Source organism: Pseudomonas sp. NBRC 111138 (assembly GCF_001320835.1).
In the GTDB taxonomy this organism is placed as follows: Bacteria; Pseudomonadota; Gammaproteobacteria; order Pseudomonadales; family Pseudomonadaceae; genus Aquipseudomonas; species Aquipseudomonas paracarnis.
The window spans coordinates 11,520-30,008 of sequence record NZ_BCBO01000160.1; the positions used below are offsets into that span (position 1 = coordinate 11,520).

The 18,489-nt window shown below is 61.5% G+C and carries 15 protein-coding genes and 4 tRNA genes; 1 reads left to right on the forward strand and 18 read right to left on the reverse strand.

Annotated features, from left to right (window positions below; translation table 11 throughout):
• Positions 1-7: 7 nt before the first annotated feature.
• The 3 genes from APH41_RS26455 to APH41_RS26470 all read right to left on the reverse strand — a co-directional run bounded on the left by APH41_RS26455 (position 8) and on the right by APH41_RS26470 (position 2,371).
• A complete protein-coding gene (locus tag APH41_RS26455; protein WP_054922404.1) occupies positions 8-958 on the reverse strand; it encodes a DUF979 domain-containing protein in 951 nt (316 codons plus the stop codon).
• Entirely contained in the window at positions 955-1,671 is a 717-nt protein-coding gene (locus tag APH41_RS26460; RefSeq protein WP_054922407.1) for a DUF969 domain-containing protein, read from the reverse strand. Before APH41_RS26460 ends, APH41_RS26455 begins: the two co-directional genes overlap by 4 nt.
• 623 nt (positions 1,672-2,294) lie before the next feature.
• Positions 2,295-2,371 (reverse strand) — tRNA-Val (locus tag APH41_RS26470).
• Between the two features lie 184 nt (positions 2,372-2,555).
• On the opposite strand from APH41_RS26470, the gene APH41_RS26475 reads away from it, so the two are divergent.
• Positions 2,556-3,839 carry an FAD-binding oxidoreductase gene (locus APH41_RS26475; RefSeq protein WP_014719144.1) on the forward strand — a complete coding sequence of 428 codons (1,284 nt, stop codon included), beginning with the start codon at positions 2,556-2,558 and terminating at the stop codon, positions 3,837-3,839.
• Between the two features lie 136 nt (positions 3,840-3,975).
• On the opposite strand, the gene APH41_RS26480 is transcribed toward APH41_RS26475, so the two are convergent.
• The 15 genes from APH41_RS26480 to APH41_RS26550 form a co-directional block, all read right to left on the reverse strand.
• Positions 3,976-4,947, reverse strand: a complete 972-nt coding sequence (locus tag APH41_RS26480; RefSeq protein WP_054922410.1) for an XdhC family protein — start codon at positions 4,945-4,947, stop codon at positions 3,976-3,978.
• A gap of 1 nt (position 4,948) precedes the next feature.
• Positions 4,949-6,184 carry a cytochrome c gene (locus tag APH41_RS26485; RefSeq protein ID WP_054922412.1) on the reverse strand — a complete coding sequence of 412 codons (1,236 nt, stop codon included), beginning with the start codon at positions 6,182-6,184 and terminating at the stop codon, positions 4,949-4,951.
• Between the two features lie 2 nt (positions 6,185-6,186).
• Positions 6,187-6,726 (reverse strand): (2Fe-2S)-binding protein, encoded by a 540-nt coding sequence (locus tag APH41_RS26490; protein WP_054922414.1) that lies wholly within the window; start codon positions 6,724-6,726, stop codon positions 6,187-6,189.
• Positions 6,719-9,550, reverse strand: coding sequence for a xanthine dehydrogenase family protein molybdopterin-binding subunit (locus tag APH41_RS26495; protein ID WP_054922417.1), 2,832 nt, complete (start codon positions 9,548-9,550; stop codon positions 6,719-6,721). The genes APH41_RS26490 and APH41_RS26495 overlap by 8 nt, the downstream gene beginning before the upstream one ends.
• Positions 9,551-9,936: 386 nt before the next feature.
• Positions 9,937-10,013: transfer RNA gene (locus APH41_RS26500), tRNA-Asp, on the reverse strand.
• A gap of 105 nt (positions 10,014-10,118) precedes the next feature.
• Positions 10,119-10,195: transfer RNA gene (locus APH41_RS26505), tRNA-Asp, on the reverse strand.
• A gap of 55 nt (positions 10,196-10,250) precedes the next feature.
• Positions 10,251-10,326: transfer RNA gene (locus tag APH41_RS26510), tRNA-Val, on the reverse strand.
• 107 nt (positions 10,327-10,433) lie between these two features.
• Positions 10,434-11,198 (reverse strand): SDR family oxidoreductase, encoded by a 765-nt coding sequence (locus APH41_RS26515; protein ID WP_003192533.1) that lies wholly within the window; start codon positions 11,196-11,198, stop codon positions 10,434-10,436.
• Between the two features lie 11 nt (positions 11,199-11,209).
• Entirely contained in the window at positions 11,210-12,421 is a 1,212-nt protein-coding gene (locus APH41_RS26520) for an O-succinylhomoserine sulfhydrylase (protein WP_054922419.1), read from the reverse strand.
• Between the two features lie 65 nt (positions 12,422-12,486).
• Complete coding sequence (gene purF, locus APH41_RS26525; protein ID WP_003192537.1) at positions 12,487-13,992, reverse strand: amidophosphoribosyltransferase; 1,506 nt, start codon at positions 13,990-13,992, stop codon at positions 12,487-12,489.
• 41 nt (positions 13,993-14,033) lie between these two features.
• Positions 14,034-14,591 carry a CvpA family protein gene (locus APH41_RS26530; protein WP_003192538.1) on the reverse strand — a complete coding sequence of 186 codons (558 nt, stop codon included), beginning with the start codon at positions 14,589-14,591 and terminating at the stop codon, positions 14,034-14,036.
• A gap of 242 nt (positions 14,592-14,833) precedes the next feature.
• The gene (locus APH41_RS26535) at positions 14,834-15,502 is read right to left on the reverse strand and encodes an SPOR domain-containing protein (RefSeq protein ID WP_054922421.1); all 669 of its coding nucleotides are present in this window, start codon (positions 15,500-15,502) and stop codon (positions 14,834-14,836) included.
• Positions 15,486-16,793 (reverse strand): bifunctional tetrahydrofolate synthase/dihydrofolate synthase, encoded by a 1,308-nt coding sequence (gene folC, locus APH41_RS26540; protein ID WP_034126239.1) that lies wholly within the window; start codon positions 16,791-16,793, stop codon positions 15,486-15,488. Before folC ends, APH41_RS26535 begins: the two co-directional genes overlap by 17 nt.
• The gene (accD, locus tag APH41_RS26545) at positions 16,790-17,710 is read right to left on the reverse strand and encodes an acetyl-CoA carboxylase, carboxyltransferase subunit beta (RefSeq protein ID WP_003192545.1); all 921 of its coding nucleotides are present in this window, start codon (positions 17,708-17,710) and stop codon (positions 16,790-16,792) included. Before accD ends, folC begins: the two co-directional genes overlap by 4 nt.
• A gap of 245 nt (positions 17,711-17,955) precedes the next feature.
• The coding region (locus APH41_RS26550; RefSeq protein WP_054922423.1) for a phosphoribosylanthranilate isomerase at positions 17,956-18,489 on the reverse strand (534 nt) is incomplete at its 5' end.

Here is an 18,489-nt window from a genome sequence, read left to right on the forward strand (position 1 = left end):
AGTGGCCTCACATCAACAGATAGAGCAGCACGATATTGACCACCAGCATCATCAGCGCCGTGGGTAGTTGGGCTTTGATCACCGCATTTTTATCCGGCAGCTCCAGTAGCGCCGCCGGTACGATATTGAAGTTGGCCGCCATCGGCGTCATCAACGTACCGCAATAGCCAGAGAACATACCAATCGCCGCCATCACCGCCGGATTGCCGCCGTAAATCCCCACCAGCACCGGCACGCCGACGCCACCGGTCATCACCGGAAAGGCCGCAAAACCATTGCCCATGATCACGGTAAACAAGGCCATGCCCAACACATAGACCATCACCGCCACCAACTTGTAGTCCAGGTTGATGTAGGTGGTGGTGACATGAGCGACCGCCGTGCCCACCCCGGCCTCATTGAACAACAGCCCGAGCATCGCCAGCATTTGCGGAAGCACCATGGCCCAGCCCAGGGCTTCGGTCAGGCGACGGGATTCGCGTAACGCTTGTACCGGCGTATCCCGGGTCAGCCAGCAGGCCAGGCCAAGGGCGATCAGGCAACCGATGCCGAGGGAGACAAAGGTGGTGTTCTTCGGGTCCAGCAGCGGTACACCACCGATTTCGGTGTGTTTGAGCAACACTGAGCCAATCACCGTGGTCAGCGGAATCGCCAACGCCGGGATGAACAATTTGTGGCCCAGGCGCCCGGCACTGGCGCGGGACGCCTTGTCGTGCAATTCGGCATGCTGGCCACGACCAACGCCGCCCAAGCCCGCAATCAATGCCATCACCACCACACCCACTCCGATGACCACCGAAGGCAGGCGCTCGCCTATAAGGAACGGTACGGCGAACAACAACCAGAACAGCGCACTGGACCAGCGCTTGGGGTGGGAACGGTCGAGCAGGATCATGCCGGCGGTGACCAGCAACAGCACGCCCGCCAGCCAGTACAGGTATTGAATGGAAATAATCATTGAGCAGCCTCCACCGGAGCGGTGGCCGAGCTCATTTCGCGGCTCAAGCGCCGGTCGAAACGATGCAGCCGGATAGCGTGAATGATGAAGGCACAGATCGCCGTCGGGATGCCCCACACCGCAATGTGCAGCGGCTCCACATCAATCCCCGAGCCAAGCAGGAAGGTGTGCATCAACGCAATCGCACCAAAGGCCACGAAGATGTCCTCACCAAAGAACAACCCGACGTTGTCGGTGGCAGCGCACATGGCCAGTACCTTGTGGCGCAGCTTATCCGGCAACTTGCCATAGCGTTTTTCCGCTGCGCCCTCGGCCATCGGCGCCAGCAGCGGCCGCACCATCTGCGGATGCCCACCCAGGCTGGTCAACCCCATGGCCGCCGTGGACTCACGCACAAACAGATAAATGATCAGCAAGCGCCCGACCGTGGCGCGTTCGAAGCGTGCAATCCAGTTCTGCGCATGCAGGCGGAGGCCATGGCGTTCCAGCAGGCCAATCACCGCCAGCGGTAATAACAGAATCAGTTGCAAGGCACGGGTCTGAAGGAAGCCATCACCCATGGTGGCAAGAATTTTTTCCAGGGGGAACTGGGCGGCAAGCCCGGTGGCGATGGCGGCCGCGGTGACCACCAACAGCGGATTGAAGCGCAATACAAAGCCGACCACGATGACAAGTACGCCGATCAACGGCCATAAGTTCACAACAGTTTGCATGGCGGGGAGGTCCTTTAGTGCGCGCTGCGGCGCCATTACAGCAGGATGTGGGCAAAGGGCTCACAGCGTGAAAGTGGCGTGCAGTCGGCTCGGTTTTTTATTGTTGACCTGGAAGGTCGAGCGTCAGTGGCGCAACTTTGCTGCCTGGGGCCGGGGGTGTCCAACAAGAAAAATTGTTGCTGCAAACCAATAATTTTTGTGGGGGGATGGCTTCGGGCGGTACGGTGCCATGCAGAGATTCAGCGCAGTTTTTTTGGAAATATCGCGAGGATGAACTCGCTATGGCGTCGGCAGGGAAAATTCCTGATCAGCGCCTATACTCCACGATGCAGCTGTGTGTACTTGGAGTTCATCCACGGCGTCGTGCCGACAATGAGGGTTCCCGCTATGTATGCCGGACAAATGAGTAGTATGGCGACCACGCTTGGCGAAATACGCTGCCAGCTGTTCGCCCAGGTAATTTGCCTGCTGGCGGTGGCGACGCTGTTCGCCTGATCGAACATTCAAGCCCTGAAAGGACGCCGCTCGGCGTCTTGGCTTTCCTTTGCCCAAATTTCAGGCAACAAAAAAGGGCCCACCTTTCGGTGAGCCCTTCTAGACCGCCCAGCAGAGCGGATTTTGTTTGGTAGGCGCGATTGGACTCGAACCAACGACCCCCACCATGTCAAGGTGGTGCTCTAACCAACTGAGCTACGTGCCTGCTGTGAGGCGGCATTCTACGGAATTCCGAAGGGGTGTCAACATCTTTTTTGCAGCTAACCCTATGAATATGCGAATTTTTTATTTGCGCCGGGTACACCCGTGATTTTCGGGTGGCTGGCAGGCAATTTTCAACTCAGGTAGGATCGGCGCACTCGTAAAAAATATAAAACAGAGGTTCCAGGATGGCGAACACCCCCTACCCCCAGTCGTATTACGCCGCTTCTGCGAATGCAGTTCCGCCCCGTCCTGTGTTGCAAGGTGAAGTCGAGACCGATGTGTGTGTGATCGGGGCCGGCTATACCGGGCTTTCCAGTGCGCTGTTTCTGCTGGAGAACGGCTTTCGCGTTACGGTGCTGGAAGCCGCCAAGGTCGGTTTTGGTGCCTCGGGCCGCAACGGTGGGCAGATCGTCAACAGTTACAGCCGCGATATCGACGTGATCGAGCGCAGCGTCGGGCCTCAGCAGGCGCAGTTGTTGGGGCAGATGGCGTTTGAAGGCGGCAGGATCATCCGTGAGCGCGTGGCCAAGTACCAGATCCAGTGCGACTTGAAGGACGGTGGCGTGTTCGCCGCCCTCAACAGCAAGCACATGGGCCACTTGGAGTCGCAGAAGCGTCTGTGGGAGCGCTACGGCCATACGCAACTGGAATTGCTGGACGAGCGCCGCATCCGCGAGGTGGTGGCCTGTGACAACTATGTGGGGGGTTTGCTGGACATGAGCGGTGGCCATATCCACCCGCTCAACCTGGCGCTCGGTGAAGCCGCGGCTGTGGAATCCCTGGGCGGCACGATCTATGAGCAATCGGCAGCGGTGCGCATTGAGCGCGGCGCCAATCCGGTGGTGCACACTGCTGAAGGCAGGATCAGAGCCAAGTTCATTATCGTCGCGGGGAACGCTTACCTGGGCAACCTGGTGCCGGAGCTGGCGGCCAAGTCGATGCCGTGCGGTACCCAAGTGATCACCACGGCACCACTGGGCGATGAAGTAGCCAAGACGCTGTTGCCCCAGGATTACTGTGTCGAGGACTGCAACTACCTGCTCGACTACTACCGCCTCACCAGCGACAAGCGCCTGATCTTCGGCGGCGGCGTGGTCTATGGCGCGCGGGACCCGGCGAATATCGAAGCGATCATCCGACCGAAAATGCTCAAGGCATTTCCGCAACTGAAGAACGTGAAGATCGACTACGCCTGGACCGGCAATTTCCTGCTCACCCTGTCGCGCTTGCCGCAGGTTGGTCGCCTGGGTGACAACATCTATTACTCCCAGGGCTGTAGCGGCCATGGCGTGACGTATACGCACTTGGCAGGCAAAGTACTGGCGGAGGCCTTGCGAGGTCAGGCTGAGCGTTTTGATGCGTTTGCGGGCCTGCCGCATTACCCGTTCCCGGGTGGGCAAATGTTGCGCACGCCGTTTGCGGCGCTGGGGGCTTGGTACTACGGGTTGCGGGATAAATTCGGGATGTAAACACAGGCAGACTGTGGCGAGGGAGCTTGCTCCCGCTGGGCTGCGAAGCGGCCCCAAAAGCCTGGGAGCGCTACGCACTCCAGCGGGAGCAAGCTCCCTCGCCACATTTACATCAAGCCTTCAAGCAAAGATGCGCTCAGAGCTGGTCGCGAGCAATCCCGCTACGAATCCGTACGATATCCGCCAATACCGCCAACGCGATTTCCGACGGCGTCCTGCTCCCCAGGTTAAGCCCGATGGGCGCGTGTATCCGCGCCAGTTCAGGCTCCCCCAACCCACCGATGCGGCGCAGTCGCTCAAAGCGCTTCTGCGAGGTCTGCAACGACCCCATCACGCCAATGTAGAACGCGTCGGTACGCACCGCTTCCATCATCGCCAGATCGTCGATACGCGGGTCATGCGTCAGCGCAACCACCGCCGTATCACGGTGACAGCCGCCGTCGGCAATAAACACCGACGGCAACTGGCGACGAATCTCCACGCCATTGAGCACCACGCCTTCCAGCACCTCCTCGCGTGGGTCGCAGAGAATCACTTCAAACCCAAGGCCGACCGCAAACTCGGCACACGCCTGCGCCACGCTGGAGTACCCGGCCAGCAATAGACGCTGAGCCGCACCGACGCGGATGCGCACCCGCGCACTGTCACGCTCGATGCGCGCGCCCTGCTCACAATCAGCGACCAGGCTGCGCGCCCCGCTGGCCAGGTCGACCTGGCGAATCAAGCGGCGCTGCCCGAGCAGCGCCGACTCCACTTCACGCAGGTGCGCCTGCACCTCGCAGTCAGGCTCGAACTTCTCAACCAATACATCGAGAATGCCGCCGCAGGGCAGGCTGACCCGCGAGCGCGGATCGTCCCCTGCGCCGTAGCGCACCACGTTGACCGCAGCGAAAAACGCACCTTCGGCGACGCGTTCGAGAAAGTCTTCCTCGACGCAACCACCCGACAACGACCCAATCCACTGCCCAGCGGCGTTCACCGCCAGCAGCGAACCCGGCGCCCGCGGCGCCGAGCCGTAGGTGGCCAGCACCGTACAGAGCCAAATGCGCTGCCCCGCCACCGACCACGCCAGCGCCCGTCGTATCACCTGCAGATCCAGATGCTGCATGTCAGTGCGCCTTGTGCTCGATGGACGGCGCCTCAGCCTGCAGCTTCTGCACATCGCTCACCGCCAGCTCCGCCGATTGCCCGCCCCAGCCTTGGCGCAGGTAATTGATCAGATCGGTGAGTTGTTCCGGGCTGAGTTTTCCCGCGAAGCCCGGCATCGGTTGCATGTGCTCGAACCCGGAGAACTTCTGCTCGCCAATCCCGTCCTCGATCACCCGCACCAGGTTGCGCGGGTCTTCCAGACGCAGCGTGGTGTTGCCGCGCATCGCCACCGCGATGTGCGGCTTGCCTTCACCATCGGCGGCATGGCAACCGGCACAGACGTTCAGGTATTCCTGGCGGCCGCGCTGAGCGCTCGGGCCAAGGTGTTCCACCGGCACTTCGACCAGCGCCTTGGCTGCGGGCGGTTTATCACCGAGCAGGAAGGTCGCCATCGCGGCCAGGTCCGTATCGCTCAGGCCCTGGGTGCTGTTGTGGAACACCGGGAACATCTCGTTGAACATCGTCCCTTGTGCGCTCATGCCATGCTTGAGGAACGTGGCCAGGTCCTGCTCATTCCAGCCGCGCGCGGCCAGGTCGGTGGCGAGCAGGCTGGGCGCCAGATAGCCATTGAGGATGCCGCCGGTCAGGCGCTTGTCCAGCTCCATCGCACCGGGCAGGCCACGTGGGGTGTGGCATTCGCCGCAGTGGCCGAGCACTTCGACCATGTACTGGCCGCGCTTCCAGGCTTCGCTCTTGCCTTCGGCCGGTTCCAGTTTCAGCGCTTTGCCGTACAGCACGTTCCAGCCCATCAGGCCCAGGCGCACGTTGAAGGGAAAGCTCAGGCTCGTCACAGGCGCTGCGCGCTCGATCGGCTCGATGGTTTTGAGGTACGCATGAATGGCGTCCGAGTCTTCACGCGGCATCAGGTGGTACGAGGTGTAGGGCATCGCCGGATACAAGTACGCACCGTCGCGACGCTTGCCTTCGGTCAACGCGGCGAAGAACTCGTCATCGCTGTACAAGCCGATGCCGTGTTCTTTGCTTGGCGTGATATTGGTGCCATAGATGGTGCCAAACGGCGAGACAATCGGCAGGCCGCCGGCAAACGGCGCGCCGCCCGGTGCAGTGTGGCAGGCCATGCAGTCAGCGGCGCGGGCGAGGTATTCGCCGCGCTTGGCTTGATCACCAGCGTGGGCAAACAATACCGGCGCGGCCAGGCCGACCGCCAAGGCCAGGCGGGTCAGAAAAAGCTTCATGCTTAACCCTCCTTGACCAGGCCGAGATCGGTCAGCACGTTGCGGGTGGCGTTGTAATAGCGCACGTACCCGGTACAACGGCAGACGTGATGACCGAGGCTGTCCTCGATGACTTGTTCCAGCTTGCTGTACACGGTCGGCTGGCGTTGCAGTTTCTCCACCAACACGGTCGCCGCGTTGACGAAGCCCGGCGCGCAATAGCTGCACTGAAAGGCGAACTCATCCACGAAGCGCTGCTGGATCGGGTTGAGCTCAGTGACCTGGCCCGACTCATCGCGCTTGGCGTGGCCTTCGATAGTGCGCACTTGCTTGCCTTCGAAGTAATGCGCGCCGGTGATGCAGGTGCGCACTTCTTCGCTGGTGCCGTCCGGGTTGTCGACGATCACCACACAGGCGTGGCAAATGCCTTGGCCGCAGCCCAGCCGCGAGCCCGTGAGGTTTTTGTATTCGTGCAGGTAGTCGATCATCGGCAGGTCATCAGGGATGTCCACCGGGCCGACGGGTTGACCATTGAGGGTCAGTTGAAGCGGACGGTTAGCCATTGAGGGCCTCCTTGATGCGTGCAGCCGTGATTGGCAGGTCGCGAACACGTTTACCGATGGCGTGTGCCACCGCATTACCGATGGCCCCGACAATCGGGATCATCACCACTTCAGCGATACCTTTGGACGGGTCGCTTGGCGACAGCGCCGGCAGAATCTCCGAGGTCTGCTTCCATACGGCAACGTGACGCGCCATCGGCAGACGGTAGCGGTTGAAGTTCCAGTCGCCCTCCCCCGGCCCGCCTTCGTACAACGGCATTTCTTCCATCAAGGCGTGACCGATGCCCATGGCCACACCGCCCTCGAGCTGGCCCTTGACCAACTCTTCAACCAGCACACGCCCGCACTCGACCCATGAATGGTGATTGAGCACTTCGACCTGCGCCGAACCCTTGTTGACCTTCAACTCGACCAACGTGGCGACGGGGCTGTAGTACGTCACCGCAGCGTTATTCAACTGGGTGGCGGGATAGCTGACGTTCTGGCGATCGAGCAGGTGGAAACCGGCAGTGCTCATCAGCGCCTGCTTGGCTTTCGGTGCGCCATCGCCGTATTTCACCGCCAGACCGTCGAGCGGCAGGCGCTCGCGCACGCCGTCGATGCTGTACTCAGCCTCGGCCCAGCTCCAGCGGTTGAACCCGTGGACCGTGGCAGCGGTGACCAGGCCTCGCTCATGAGCGCGCCTGGCCAGTTCTTCAAAGCTCAATGGCTGCATGCCGTTGGCGGTGAGCTTGCCGTCCACCCAATGTGCGTCTTCGCGGCGTACCACATAGGGGTTGGCCTGGCCGCCGAACGGGCCCTGGCGCCAGATCTCTAGCGCCGCTGGCCACAGGCCGTGGTTGAACAGCACACGCGCCGCTTCGCGGGTGGCGTGGCTGAAGTAGTACGCCGAGTTGGTCGCCGAAGACGCCGAAGCGAGCTTGCCCACCCAACGCGGGTTACGCAGCAGGTTGTCCTGCTCGGCCTGGCTCATGGTGTAAGGGTTGCCGCCGGTGACCAGTTGCATTTCCTGCCATTGTGTTTCGCCGGTCTTCACTTCGTGGGCCGGGCTGCCGAGGAAGTCGGCAACCACCAGCGACTGCGAAGTGGACATGCCGGTGCCGATTTCGATTCCGATGTGGCGCAGGCTGATGCGACCGTCAGCGCTGAATTCAACACTGGCCATCGGCGCTTCGGAACCGGTGCCGAAGTCTTTCTGGCAGATGGCAAAACCGACGCCATACCAGTTATCCGGGTCTGCGGCTTCGCGTTGTTGCTTGATCGCGTCACGGTTTTTCCACACGTCGTGCACAGCGGCCTTGTCGAGAATTTCGTGCAGCCGCAACGCACCGGCAGGGATCGCGCCCTGGGTGTTCTTCATGCCCGAACGCAATGCGTTCTTGCGCCGCAGCTCGATGGCATCCACACCAAGGCGGCCGGCGATTTCGTCGACCATCATTTCGGTCGCCGCCATGCTTTGCAGGGTGCCGTAGCCCCGCATCGAACCGGCTTCAACGCCACGGGAATGGTACGCGGTGACTTGCAGGTCGTTCTGCGGCATGTAGTAGATCGACTGCGCCGCCGTGGCGCCGACCGCAGCCACCGATGGGCTGTAGTTGATCCGGCCACCGCCGTCGACGCTCATGTCGGCGAGGAAGATTTTGAAGCTGTGGTCGTTCTTGTCGACCGCCAACTGATAGCGGATATCGAATGGGTGACGCTTGATGCCGCTCTGGAATTGCTCGTAACGGTCGTTGGCCAGGCGCACCGGCACACCAGCGCCATACAACGCAGCGAGGGCGGCGTAGTAGACGAAAATGTTGTGGTCTTTGGAACCGTAACCCACGGTGTAACCCGGGTGCATGTTCAGATGAGCCAGGCCGAAGCGCGACGGCGAGATCATCTTGGCGGTCTCGGTCGCAACTTCCAATGGGCACTGGGTGGCCACCACAAAGTGCAGGGTTTTGGTCGCTGGATCGTACCAACCGTTGCCGTTGTCCGGCTCCATGGCGGCCGGTTCGATCGATGGGGTTTTGTAGCGCTCGTCAAACACTAGCCAGTCGTCCGGTGGCGTGTTGATCTGGCTCTTCATGCGCTCGGCGTAGAACAGCCCGCGCTCGGTCAGGTTGCCGTGCAGGTTCGGCTGGGAATTCCACACTGGGCGACGGTTTTTCAGCATCGGGAACAGGATCGAATCCTTGAGGCTGGCGAATTCGTCTTCATCGGCCGAGGTCGGGCCACCCACGCGCACGTAGCGGAAGCTACCGTAGGGGTCACCTTCGTAATACGGCACTTTGGCGCCGTAACGAATCGCCTTGTCATTGAACTTGAGTTTGTTCTTGGCCTGACGGAAACGCTCGAAGTCGTTCCAGATCAGGATCGCCACCGGGTGACCGATGAACATCGGCACTTTGCCCTCGGGTAGCAACGGGTCCGGCGCATGTTCTTCCGGGAAGACGATACCGTCCTTGTCCAGGTCGGCAGCGGTGACAATGCGGTCCGGCTGCAACTCGGCGCCAAGCCACGACAGGTCGTAGCCCGCGTAGATGTGGTCGGCCTTGATGGTTTTGAGCAACATGGCGTGACCTTGCTGCTGGGGCCAGCCAGGCATGTCCTTGGAACGGATGTCGCGGGCAAACACCTTGCTGCCGCAGACTTTCGACAAGGCATCGTTACGCTGGCGCGCCTTGCCGTTATGGCCAAGCCACTTTTCAGACGGCACGGTCACGCTGTTTTCCATCAAGGCAGCCAGCGCCTGGGTGCTGAGCGGCGTGAGCGTGACACTCACACCCGCCACCAGCCCGCCCTGGAGGAACGAGCGCCGGGTTATTTCACGGTTGGACATGGATCATCCTCTGAGCGGTTATAAATCCGCCCTTATGGTTAAGTACACCAAATCTGGAGACTTGCAGAAACCTTTCTCGACGAATCAAAAGGCCATGATGACAGTGCAAAGTTGACCGAAGGGTTAACTTTAAAGGTTTCTGCGCCTGCGGCAAATAACCACATTGAAATTTTTTGACACAAGAACGCAAAACGGCCGACAGAATCGAAATGATCTGTCGGCCGTTTGCCGATAATGAGCGCTGATGGCAGCGAAGAAGATGGGTTTTTTTCAAACCCCAGACACAAAAAACCCCGGTCTTTCGACCAGGGTCTTTGCTATCGGATCAAGGTGAGCCAGTGGCTTTCCTTGTGCTTCAAGGCGTTCAGTGGGCCTTGATGCAGATATGGCGCAGCGGACGGGACTCGAACCCGCGACCCCCGGCGTGACAGGCCGGTATTCTAACCGACTGAACTACCGCTGCGTATCGCTTGGCTGATTGAGCATGAACCCTCAACCACCTTTAAACATCTGATCGATCAGCCTTGGCTGTTCAATCTCAAGCCCGACAGATCGAACCTGGAAAATATGGCGCAGCGGACGGGACTCGAACCCGCGACCCCCGGCGTGACAGGCCGGTATTCTAACCGACTGAACTACCGCTGCGCGTCGGTGCAACCTTTAACGTTGCGTCTTGCCCTAGGGCAAAACTCTCAAGAAGTGGTGGGTGATGACGGGATCGAACCGCCGACCCTCTGCTTGTAAGGCAGATGCTCTCCCAGCTGAGCTAATCACCCTTTGCTTCGTTGAGGCCGCGAAATTTACGCAGGTAGCGGACCTAAGTCAATAGCCTGCTTGAAGTTTTTCTGAAAAAGACGAAATGACTTCAAGACGGCTACCCGCCCTACTCGCTGTAAATCATCTTCTTGCTCATGCCACCGTCCACCACGAACTCTTGCCCGGTGACGAACCCGGCCTGGCGTGACAGCAACCAGGCCACCATCGCCGCCACGTCCTCCACCGTCCCCACCCTGCCCGCCGGATGCTGGGCATGATCGGCGTCGGTGAGCGGCTCTGCACGCCGCGCAGCCGGATCACGTGCGTCGATCCAGCCAGGGCTGACCGCATTGACCCGCACTTCCGGCCCAAGGCTCATGGCCAGGGCGTGGGTCAGGGCCAACAGCCCACCTTTGCTGGCCGCATAGGCTTCGGTGTCAGGCTCGGATTGACGCGCCCGGGTCGAGGCCAGGTTGACGATGGCACCGCCATGGGCACGCAGGTAAGGCGCGCAGTGCTTGGCCAGCAGCATCGGCCCACTGAGGTTGACCGCCAGCACCCGATTCCAGTACGCCAGGTCCAGGCTTTCCAGGGTGATATTGCGTGGGTCGGCCACCGCCGCGTTGCACACCAACGCATCCAGGCGCCCGAACTGCCCCAGCACCTCGGCGACACCCTGGGCCACTTGCTTCTCGTCGGCCACGTCCATGGTGATAAACCAGGCATTGTCGCCCAGCACCTTGGACACCTTGGCACCGCGCTCGCGGTCCAGGTCGGTCAGCACCACCTGCCAGCCTTCGCTGATCAGCCACGCGGCAATCCCGAGGCCAATGCCCCGCGCCGCACCCGTCACCAGCGCCACGCGCCCGTTACTGGCCGCTGCGGCCTCCATGGACCACTCGATCACAAGGCCGCCAGCCCACGGGCCAGGTCTGCCTGCAAGTCAGCGACATCTTCCAGGCCCACCGCAATGCGGATCAGGCTGTCACGGATGCCGGCCGCTTCACGCTCCTGCGGCGCCAGGCGCCCGTGGGAGGTAGTGCTCGGGTGGGTGATGGTGGTCTTGCTGTCACCCAGGTTGGCGGTAATGGAGATCAAGCGCGTCGCGTCGATGAAGCGCCAGGCGCCGTCTTTGCCGCCCTTCACTTCAAAACTCACCACTGCACCGAAACCGCGCTGCTGGCGCTGGGCCAAGGCGTGTTGCGGGTGACTCTTGAGGCCGGCGTAATGCACCTTCTCGATACCGTCCTGCTGCTCCAGCCACTCGGCCAGGGCCTGGGCGTTGGCGCAATGGGCTTTCATGCGCAGGCTGAGGGTTTCCAGGCCTTTGAGGAAGATCCAGGCGTTGAACGGGCTGAGGGTCGGGCCGGCGGTGCGCAGGAAGCCCACCACTTCCTTCATCTGCTCGCTGCGACCGGCCACCACGCCGCCCATGCAACGGCCCTGGCCGTCGATGAACTTGGTTGCCGAGTGCACCACGATGTCCGCACCCAGCTTCAGCGGTTGCTGCAAGGCCGGGGTGCAGAAGCAGTTGTCCACCACCAGCATCGCGCCCTTGGCATGCGCGACTTCGGCCAGCGCGGCGATGTCCACCAGCTCTGCGAGCGGGTTGGACGGCGATTCGACGAACAACAGCTTGGTATTGGCCTTGATGGCCGCCTCCCAACCGGACAGGTCCGCCAGGGGCACGTAATCGACTTCAATACCGAAACGCTTGAAGTACTTCTCGAACAGGCTGATGGTCGAGCCGAACACGCTGCGCGATACCAGCACATGGTCGCCGGCGCTGCACAGGCTCATCACCACGGCCAGGATGGCCGCCATGCCGGTGGCAGTCGCCACGGCCTGCTCGGCACCTTCCAGGGCCGCAATGCGCTCTTCGAACGCACGCACGGTCGGGTTGGTGTAGCGCGAATACACGTTGCCCGGCACTTCGCCAGCAAACCGCGCAGCGGCGTCGGCGGCAGTACGAAACACGTAGCTGGAGGTGAAGAACATCGGGTCGCCGTGCTCACCTTCCGGGGTACGGTGCTGGCCGGCGCGCACAGCCAGGGTATCGAAAGCTACGCCATCGAGGTCGCTGTCCAACCGACCGGCATCCCATTCCTGACTCATGCTGCGACTCCTTATTCAATTCTTTGTTTAAGATACAAAACCGGCCCCTCAGGGCCGGTGTCTACTCAGTTGTTATACAGGTCGATGATCGCGCTGACCGCCTGTGTCTTGATCTTCGACGAGTCGTTGCGCGCCTGCTCGATCTTGTTCAGGTAGGCCTCGTCGACATCGCCGGTCACGTACTTGCCGTCGAACACGGCGCAGTCGAACTGCTCGATCTTGATCTTGCCACCGCCAACCGCTTCGATCAGGTCCGGCAGGTCCTGGTAGATCAGCCAGTCGGCGCCGATCAGGTCGGCCACGTCCTGGGTCGAACGATTATGCGCGATCAGCTCATGGGCGCTCGGCATGTCGATACCGTACACGTTCGGGTAACGCACCGCAGGCGCAGCGGAACAGAAGTACACGTTCTTCGCCCCGGCTTCGCGGGCCATCTGGATGATCTGCTTGCAGGTGGTGCCCCGCACGATGGAGTCATCTACCAGCATTACGTTCTTGCCGCGGAACTCAAGCTCGATGGCGTTGAGCTTCTGGCGTACCGATTTCTTGCGTGCAGCCTGGCCGGGCATGATGAAGGTACGGCCGATGTAGCGGTTCTTCACGAAGCCTTCGCGGAACTTGACGCCCAGGTGGTTGGCCAGTTCCAGCGCAGCGGTACGGCTGGTATCCGGGATCGGGATGACCACATCGATATCGTGCTCGGGACGCTCGCGCAGGATCTTCTCGGCCAGCTTCTCGCCCATGCGCAGGCGCGCCTTGTAGACCGAGACGCCGTCGATGATCGAATCCGGACGCGCCAGGTAGACGTGTTCGAAGATGCACGGGGTGAGTTTCGGCGCTACGGCGCACTGACGGGTGTGCAGCTTGCCGTCTTCAGTAATGTAGACAGCCTCGCCCGGCGCCAGGTCGCGGATCAGGGTGAAGCCCAGCACGTCCAGGGACACGCTTTCGGAAGCGATCATGTACTCGACGCCTTCGTCGGTGTGACGCTGGCCGAACACGATCGGGCGAATGCCGTGGGGGTCGCGGAAACCAACGATGCCGTAACCGGTGATCATCGCCACCACCGCATAACCACCGACGCAACGGTTGTGCACGTCGATCACGGCGGCGAACACGTCTTCTTCGGTCGGCTGCAGCTTGCCGCGCTGGGCCAGCTCGTGGGCGAACACGTTGAGCAGCACTTCCGAATCGGAGCTGGTGTTGACGTGGCGCAGGTCAGATTCGTAGATCTCCTTGGCCAGTTGTTCAACGTTGGTCAGGTTACCGTTGTGCGCCAAGGTGATGCCGTAAGGCGAGTTGACGTAGAACGGTTGAGCTTCGGCCGAGGTCGAGCTACCGGCAGTCGGGTAGCGCACATGGCCAATGCCCATGTGCCCGACGAGGCGCTGCATGTGACGCTGATGGAACACGTCACGCACCAGGCCATTGTCCTTGCGCAGGAATAACCGGCCGTCGTGGCTGGTCACAATACCGGCAGCGTCCTGGCCGCGGTGCTGGAGGACGGTTAGCGCGTCATACAGCGCCTGATTGACGTTCGACTTACCGACGATACCGACGATGCCACACATGCGACGCAACCCCTACTTAATGAATCTTGACTGAACACAGCTTACTGAGGCGTTTTGGCCGGTAAGAGGTGCTCCTTGAACGGAAGATCAGCGGGTACGCTGATTCCGCTGGCCAGCCACTGACTGCTCCACCCCAGGATGAGGTTCTTGGACCAGTCTGCAACCAATAGAAATTTTGGCACGAGTACCGACTCCTGCCACCACGAATCCTGCTGTACCGGCCCCAGGCTCAACAGCCCGACCGCCACGACCACCAGCAACGCGCCACGCGCAGCCCCGAAGGCCATGCCGAGAAATCGATCGGTCCCGGAGAGGCCGGTGACACGTATCAACTCGCCAATAAGATAATTGACCATTGCCCCCACCAACAGCGTGGCGATGAACATGATGGCGCAGCCCGCGATGACGCGAGCCGAAGGTGTCTCTATGTACCCGGCCAGGTAGACCGACAGTGAACCACCGAACATCCAGGCTACGACTCCTGCGATGATCCAAGTCAGCAACGACAGTGCTTCTTTTACGAAGCCGCGGCTCAGACTGATCAAAGCGGAGATGGCGACGATTGCAACGATCGCCCAATCAACCCAGGTAAATGGCACAGTGCAGCCTACGTACGGATAAGGCGGCGCATTTTAGCAGAGCGCCGGGCTATCGGTAAGCGGTGATTGCGGGTGCTTTGCAAATCAATAGATTGTGACGGGCCAATCGCATTTCAACCCCAGCACAAACCAATGTGGGAGCTGGCTTGCCTGCGATGAGGGCGGCACGCTCGACATCGTTGTCGATTGAACCACCGCCATCGCAGGCAAGCCAGCTCCCACATTTAGAGCCTATTGCCCGTTCAGCCGCGCTCGGGCTGGAAACGCACCACAAACCCGTTGAGGTTCTGCTGACGACCCAGCAAATCGCGCAGGCGATCTGCCTCCGCACGCTCGATCAGCGGCCCGACAAACACACGATTCTTGCCGTCAGCGCTGCGGATATAAGCGTTATACCCCTGGGCACGCAGCTTTTTCTGCAAGGCGTCGGCACTTTCGCGATTGGCCAGGCTGGCCAGCTGGATCGACCAACTGATCGGCAGGCCATTAGGGTCGATGCGACTCTGCCCCACATCCGGCTTGCCAGGCGCTGCAGGCTGCGGCGCTACCGGCTTGGGCGCTGGCGCCGGTGCAGCCGGCTTGGCGGCGACAGCCGGGGCTGGCGTTGGCTTGACCACCGGCACACTTGGCTGCACCGGCATCGAAGGGGCCTGTGAAGGCGCCTGCTGTGTGACGACCTCCTCCTCGACGGGCACAGGCTCTTGCGGCAACACCTGAGGCTCAGGCACGACCACCGGTTCGACCTGAACCTGCGGCACCACCGGCGCCTGGGGCGCAGCGGGAGCTTCAACCACCACCTGGCGCTGTTCGTCCTGGCGGGAAAACAGCATCGGCAAAAAGATTACCGCCAACGCCACCAGCACCAGGGCCCCGACCATTCGCTGCTTGTATGCGCTATCCAGTAATGCCATGTGCAGCTTCCTCCGTGGAGCGCCGGGCCAGCCATTCAAGCGCCTCGGCAACACAATAAAATGATCCGAACAACAGGATTTCGTCCTCGGCCGTCGCTACCGCACACTGCGCCTCCAGGGCTGCAGTGACGCTTGCATACGACGTCACCGGCGCGCCAAGGTTCTGCAAGGCAGTTTCCAACTCAACCGCAGGACGGCTGCGTGGCGTGTCCAGCGGCGCAACGGCCCAAGACTGGACGCTGCCCAGCAGTGGCGCAACCACGCCGTCCAGGTCCTTGTCGACCAACAACCCGAACACCGCCAGGCGACGCCCCACCGGCGGCGTACGCGCCAGACGCTCAGCCAGGTACTGCGCAGCATGGGGGTTATGGCCTACATCCAACATCAGGCTCAGGCGCTTGCCTTGCCAGTCGAAGGTTCGGCGATCGAGGCGCCCCACCACTTTCGTTGCCAGCAAGGTCGCGGCGATCTGCGCGGCGTCCCACGGCAGATCCAGCAGCAAATAGGCTTGCAGCGCGAGCGCGGCGTTTTCCATCGGCAGGTTCAGCAACGGCAAATCAAGCAGCTCTACCCGTTGGCCACGTGCATCCTGCCCACGCCATTGCCAATGGGTGTGGCCGATGTCCAGGGTGAACTCGCGACCCCGCAGGTAGAACGGGCAATCCAGTTCGCGCGCCCTGTCGAGCAAGGGTTGCGGCGGGTCCAGGTCACCACACAGCGCCGGACGGCCCTGGCGGAAGATCCCGGCCTTTTCAAAAGACACCGATTCGCGGGTATTGCCCAGGTAATCGGCATGATCGACACCAATGCTGGTTACCAGGGCCAGGTCGGCATCCACCACGTTGACAGTATCCAGGCGCCCGCCGAGGCCGACTTCCAGCACGACCACATCCAGTTGCGCACGCTCGAACAGCCAGAACGCCGCCAGGGTGCCCATCTCGAAATAGGTCAGGGAAATGTCGCCACGCCCGGCTTCCAGGGCTGCGAAGGCTTCGCACAGCTGGGCATCAGTGGCTTCGACGCCATTGAGCTGCACCCGCTCGTTGTAGCGCAGCAGGTGCGGCGAACTGTACACGCCGACTTTGAGGCCCTGGGCCTGCAACAGCGCGGCGACAAAGGCACAGGTGGAGCCTTTGCCGTTGGTGCCGGTCACCGTGATCACACGCGGTGCCGGCTGGCCCAACCCGAGGCGGGCCGCTACCTGTTGCGAGCGCTCCAGGCCCATGTCGATGGCGGACGGATGCAACTGCTCAAGGTAGGCGAGCCATTCGCCCAGGGTACGTTGGGTCATAGGTTTGCTGGCACCGGCGGCACGACGATCGGCTCGACCTTAGGCGCGATGTACACAGGCGTCGGCAAGCCCATCATTTGCGCGAGCAGGCTGCCCAGGCGCGGGCGCAGTTCGCCACGCGGAATGATCAGGTCGATCGCACCGTGCTCCAGCAGGAACTCGCTGCGCTGGAAGCCTTCCGGCAGTTTTTCCCGCACGGTCTGCTCGATTACGCGCGGGCCGGCAAAACCGATCAGGGCTTTAGGCTCGCCAACGATCACATCGCCCAACATCGCCAGGCTGGCGGAGACGCCGCCGTAGACCGGGTCGGTCAGTACGGAGATGAACGGAATGCCTTCTTCACGCAGACGCGCCAGTACCGCCGAGGTCTTGGCCATTTGCATCAGGGAAATCAGGGCTTCCTGCATACGCGCACCACCGGAGGCGGCGAAGCAGATCATTGGGCAACGATTTTCCAGGGCATAGTTGGCAGCGCGAACAAAGCGCTCACCGACGATGGCACCCATGGAACCGCCCATGAAGGAGAATTCGAAGGCCGAGACTACTACCGGCATGCCCAGCAGCTTGCCGCTGACCGAAATCAGCGCGTCTTTTTCGCCAGTCTGCTTCTGTGCGCCGACCAGGCGGTCCTTGTACTTCTTGCTGTCGCGGAACTTGAGACGGTCAACCGGCTCCAGGTCGGCACCCAGCTCATTACGGCCATCGGCATCCAGGAAGATGTCGATACGGGCGCGTGCGCCAATACGCATGTGGTGGTTGCACTTGGGGCAAACGTCCAGGGTCTTTTCCAGCTCCGGGCGATACAGCACCGCGTCGCAGGATGGGCATTTGTGCCACAGACCTTCAGGAACCGAGCTTTTCTTCACCTCGGAACGCATGATCGAAGGGATCAGTTTGTCTACTAACCAGTTGCTCATGCTTTCTTTTCTCCAGTACCGGTGGCTCGAACACAGCCCCGCGTATGCCCTTGAGCTAAATTCATATGTGGCGATGACACAGACGGGACGGGGTCAGACGTTGGACCTGCCATTTCCCGCCCGTATCCTCAGCCTTCCAGACAACCTGCCAGCGCAGGGTTGCCACTTCGTTTCCGGGCCACCCACAGGCGGCGCCGGGCTGTTTTACACAGTGGTAGTTATGGACGGCGGCAGACTGCCAGCCGTCACATCCCACCCCTGCTGTTGCGCACGGCCTGCATGAACGCGCGAATCTTGCTCGGGTCCTTGATCCCCTTGCCCTGCTCCACCCCACCGCTGACGTCCACGGCATACGGCCGGACCTGTGCGATGGCTGCCTGGACATTCGCTGGAGTGAGCCCACCCGCGAGAATGACCGGTTTGCTCAACCCCTCGGGAATCAGCGTCCAGTCGAACGACTCGCCCGTGCCACCAGGTACGCCTTCGACGTAGGTGTCCAACAGAATCCCGCGAGCGCCGGTATAAGCGGCGCAGGCTGCGGCGATATCGTCCCCGGCCTTGACCCGCAACGCCTTGATGTACGGGCGCTGATAGCTTTCGCATTCCTCTGGCGATTCGTCGCCATGGAACTGCAACATATCCAGCGGCACCGCATCCAGGGTTTCGTTGAGCTCGCAGCGGCTGGCGTTGACGAACAACCCCACGGTGGTCACGAAGGGCGGCAATGCAGCGATGATCGCCCGCGCCTGCAGCACATTCACCGCCCGTGCGCTCTTGGC